This is a genomic window from Longimicrobiaceae bacterium, from assembly GCA_035936415.1.
Taxonomy (GTDB): Bacteria; Gemmatimonadota; Gemmatimonadetes; order Longimicrobiales; family Longimicrobiaceae; genus JAFAYN01.
Genome location: DASYWD010000485.1, coordinates 1 through 4,101, shown reverse-complemented (window position 1 = coordinate 4,101; position 4,101 = coordinate 1). Strand labels below are relative to the sequence as shown.

Genomic DNA, 4,101 nt, shown 5'->3' with positions numbered 1-4,101 from the left:
CGCCAGGTCGGCGAGCGCCGCGGCCGCGCGGGCGGAGAGCGGGAGGAGGACGGGCCCGTCCGGGGCGTCGGGCTCCGCCCCGCGGACCGGCGCCTCCCCCAGGACGACGTGGGCGTTGGTCCCGCCGAAGCCGAAGGAGCTCACCCCCGCCAGCGCCGCCCCGGGCTCCGCCGGCCAGGCGCCCGTCTCCGTCCGCACGCGAAGGGGGAGCCGGTCGAAGGGGATCTCCGGGTTGGGCGACTCGAAGTGCAACGAGGCCGGGAGCGTCCGCTCGCGCATGGCCAGCGCGACCTTGACGACGCCCGCGATCCCCGCCGCCGCCTCCAGGTGCCCCAGGTTGGTCTTCACCGAGCCCAGGAGGCAGGGGTGCCCGGAGGGGCGCCCCTCGCCCAGGACGGCGCCGAGCGCCGCCGCCTCGATCGGGTCGCCGAGCGGCGTCCCGGTCCCGTGCGCCTCCACGTACTGCACCTCGCCGGGGCGCACTCCCGCGCGCCGGTACGCATCGCGCAGCACCGCCTCTTGCGCCTGCCGGCTGGGGGCGGTGAGGCCGTTGCTCCGGCCGTCCTGGTTCACCGCCGTCCCGCGCACCACCGCGTACACCGGGTCGCCGTCGGCGAGGGCGCGCGAAAGCGGCTTCAGCACCACCACCCCCGCCCCCTCCGCGCGGACGTACCCGCTGGCGCGCGCGTCGAAGGCGCGGCAGCGCCCGTCCGGCGCCATGAAGCCGGCCTTGGAGAAGGTCACGGTGACGCCGGGCGAGAGGAGCAGGTTGACGCCCCCGGCCAGCGCCTGCGCGCACTCCCCGCTCCACAGGCTGCGGCAGGCCAGGTGCAGCGCCACCAGCGACGAGGAGCAGGCTGTGTCCACCGCCAGGCTGGGGCCGCGCAGGTCGAGCGCGTAGGAGAGCCGGTTGGCGGCGATGCTCAGCGCCCCGCCGGTGCCCGCGTAGGCGTCGCCGAGCGCCGGGTCGCCGAACTGGAGCTGCCCGTAGTCGCTCCCGGAGATCCCCACGAACACCCCCGTGGCGGAGCCCGCCAGGCGCTCCGGGTCCTGGCCCGCGTCCTCCAGCGCCTCCCACGCCACCTCCAGGAGGATGCGCTGCTGCGGGTCCATCCGCGCCGCCTCGCGCGGGGCGATCCCGAAGAAGGCGGCGTCGAAGCCGTCCACTGAGCGGAGGAAGCCGCCCCAGCGGGTGCTCATCTTCCCCGGCGCCTTGGGGTCCGGGTCGTAGAGGGCCTCCACGTCCCATCGCCCGGCCGGCACCTCCGAAACGGCGTCGATCCCGTCCCGCAGCACCCGCCAGAGCTCCTCCGGGCCGTCCGCCCCCGGGAAGCGGCACCCGATCCCCACGATGGCGATGGGCTCCGTCGGCGCCTCTCCCTCCCCGCGCGCGGCGGACGCGGCGGCGGGCGCCTCCGCGCCGGCCAGGTGGCGCGCCAGCCGCTCGATGGAGGGATGGTCGTAGAGGAGCGTGGGCGGGAGCGTCCGCCCCAGCCACTCCTCCAGCTCTCCCGAGAGCCCCACCGCCGCGGCCGAGTCGAGCCCGTACACCGCGAACGGCTCCCTCGGGTCCACCAGGGCGGCGGGGAGGGAGGCGCGCTCCGCCACGCGCGCGGCCAGCCAGGCGCGGACCTCGTCCTCCCCCGGCGCGCCGGGCGCGGGCGCGTCGGCGCGGTGGGCGGGGGCGGCTCCCTCCGTCCAGGCGTGCACCGCCTGCAGCGTCCCCTGCAGCCAGCGGTCGCGGCACTCGCGGCGCTGGATCTTCCCGCTGGTGGTCTTGGGGACGGCCCCCGTCTTCAGGAGGACCACCGCGTAAGGCGGGAGCTCGTGCTCCTCCGCGAGCGCGCGGCGCACCGCGTCCACCACGGGGGCGGGGTCGAGCCCCAGGGCGCGGCGCTCCAGCTCGGCCGCCACCACCAGCCGCTCCTCGCCCTCCACCTCGACGGAGAAGGCGGCGCCGCATCCGGGGCGGATCGCCGCGTGGGCGCGCTCGGCGGTCAGCTCCAGGTCCTGCGGGTAGTGGTTGCGCCCCCGGACGATCACCACGTCCTTGGCGCGCCCCGCCACGAAGAGCTCGCCCCCGTGCACGAAGCCCAGGTCGCCGGTGCGGAGGAAGGGCCCGTCCCCCGTCCCCGCCAGGTGCGCGCGGAAGGTCCGCTCCGTCTCCTCCGGCCGCTCCCAGTACCCCCCGGCCACGCTCGGCCCCGCCACCCAGATCTCCCCCACCTTTCCCGCCGGGCACTCCGCGCCCGTGTCCGGGTCGGCGATCACCACCCGCTGGCCGCCCACCACCCGCCCGCACCCCACCAGGGTCCGCCCGGCGCCCTCGTCCGCCACCACCAGCCGGCCCTGCTCCAGCGCCGCCGGGTCGAAGGCGCGCAGGAGCGGCCTCTCGGCGCCGCCGTGCCCGGAGGACACCACCAGCGTCGCCTCGGCCAGCCCGTACCCGGGGTGGAGCGCCTCGCGGCGCAGCCCGCACGGCGCGAACGCCTCGTAGAAGCGCTCCAGGGTGTCCCCGCGGACCGGCTCCGCGCCGTTGAAGGCCGCGCTCCAGCGGGACAGGTCGAGCCCCGCGCGCTGCTCCGGCGTGGTCCTGCGGACGCAGAGGTCGTACGCGAAGTTGGGCCCGCCCGAGAGCGTCGCCCCGTAGCGGGAGACGGCGTCCAGCCAGCGGAAGGGGCGCTGCAGGAATGCGGCGGGGGACATGAGGACGCAGGGAGCGCCCAGGTGGAGCGCCTCCAGCACGTTCCCGATCAGCCCCATGTCGTGGAAGAGCGGGAGCCAGCTCACCACCACCGAGCCGGTGGAGGGCTGCCCCCACCCCTCCTGGAGGAGCCGCAGGTTGTGCAGGAGGTTGCCGTGGCTCACCATCACCCCCTTGGGCAGTGCGGTGGAGCCCGACGTGTACTGCAGGAAGGCGAGGGTGTCCGGGCCGCACCCCGGGTCCGTCCAGGCGTCCGCGGCCGCGGGAGGGGCGGCGTCGGTGGCGATCCAGCGGAGGTCGCGCGCGTCCGCCGCCTCTCCGAACCAGGCGCGCAGCTCGCCCAGGAGCGCGGCGGTGGTGAGGACCACCCGGGGGCGCGCGTCGCGGAGGATGGCGAGGATGCGGGGGACGCCCCGGTCGTTGCGGGGCGGGTAGGCGGGGACGGCCACGGCGCCGCCGAAGAGGCACCCGTAGAACGCGGCGACGAAGTCCAGCCCCTGCGGGTAGAGGAGGAGCACCCGCTCCCCCGCGGCCCCGGCCTCCCGCAGCAGGGCGCCGATCCCCCGGGCCCGCCGCTCCAGCTCCGCGTACGTGACCCGCTCCGACTCGGCCTCTCCGTCGGCCAGGAAAAGGTACGAGGTCTCAGACGGGGCGTCCTCCGCGCGGGTACGCAGGAGCTCCACCAGGCTCACGGCTTCGGAACGGTTCGCCACGCTCTGCGCCTTCTCCCCGGTTCTCCCGGCTGGGCGGCGCCGTCCCGGATCGCCCGGGCGGACACCGCGTGGACGGACCGCCCGCGCGATCCGTGTCCCATTTTATACTGAGCAGGGAGTCGGGACACTCCCCCGGGCCCGCGTCGGTGGGGCCTCGGTCGGCTGGCGCGGGCCACCCGGGTGACCCGCGCGCCGGGAGAGAATATAAGACGAGGCGTGGAAAGCACGCAACCGGTGCCCGATTCTATGCGGGACCCCGCAGAAGATTGCCGCCGGAGCGGCCGCGGCTCAGAAGCCCTGTCGGGACTTCAGGTTCGCCTCCACCTCCGCCCGCGTCCGCCAGACAGGGCGAAGCTCCTTGCGCGCGAAGAGCGGGAGCTGGTCGGTGCGGTGCGGGGAGTGCCGCTGCGAGGCGTTCCCGTACGCCAGGAGTGCCCGCGCGCGCACCGGGCGCCCGAACTCGATGGCGGCCACGTACGAGTCGCCCCCGTACGCCGCAAACCGGCCGTTCTCGTCCGGTGCGGCCCAGAGCGCGCGGAACACTCCGGCGTGGTCGGGGCCGCCGTTGGCGGGGAGGTCCAGGCTGTCCCGGCGGAGGCGGTACACGTCGCCCCAGGGGACGTCCAGCGCGCCGTACGCTCCCCGCACCGCCGCGGCGGCGGCGTCCAGCGCCTCCACGGCGGC

At 76.5% G+C, this 4,101-nt stretch carries 2 protein-coding genes; both read right to left on the bottom strand.

Annotation, left to right across the window (positions count from 1 at the left end):
• Positions 1-3,417: beta-ketoacyl synthase N-terminal-like domain-containing protein (locus tag VGR37_19690; GenBank protein ID HEV2149633.1), on the bottom strand; the 3,417-nt coding region annotated here is incomplete at its 3' end.
• A gap of 288 nt (positions 3,418-3,705) precedes the next feature.
• On the bottom strand, positions 3,706-4,101 hold a 396-nt coding region (locus tag VGR37_19685; GenBank protein HEV2149632.1), incomplete at its 5' end, for a penicillin acylase family protein.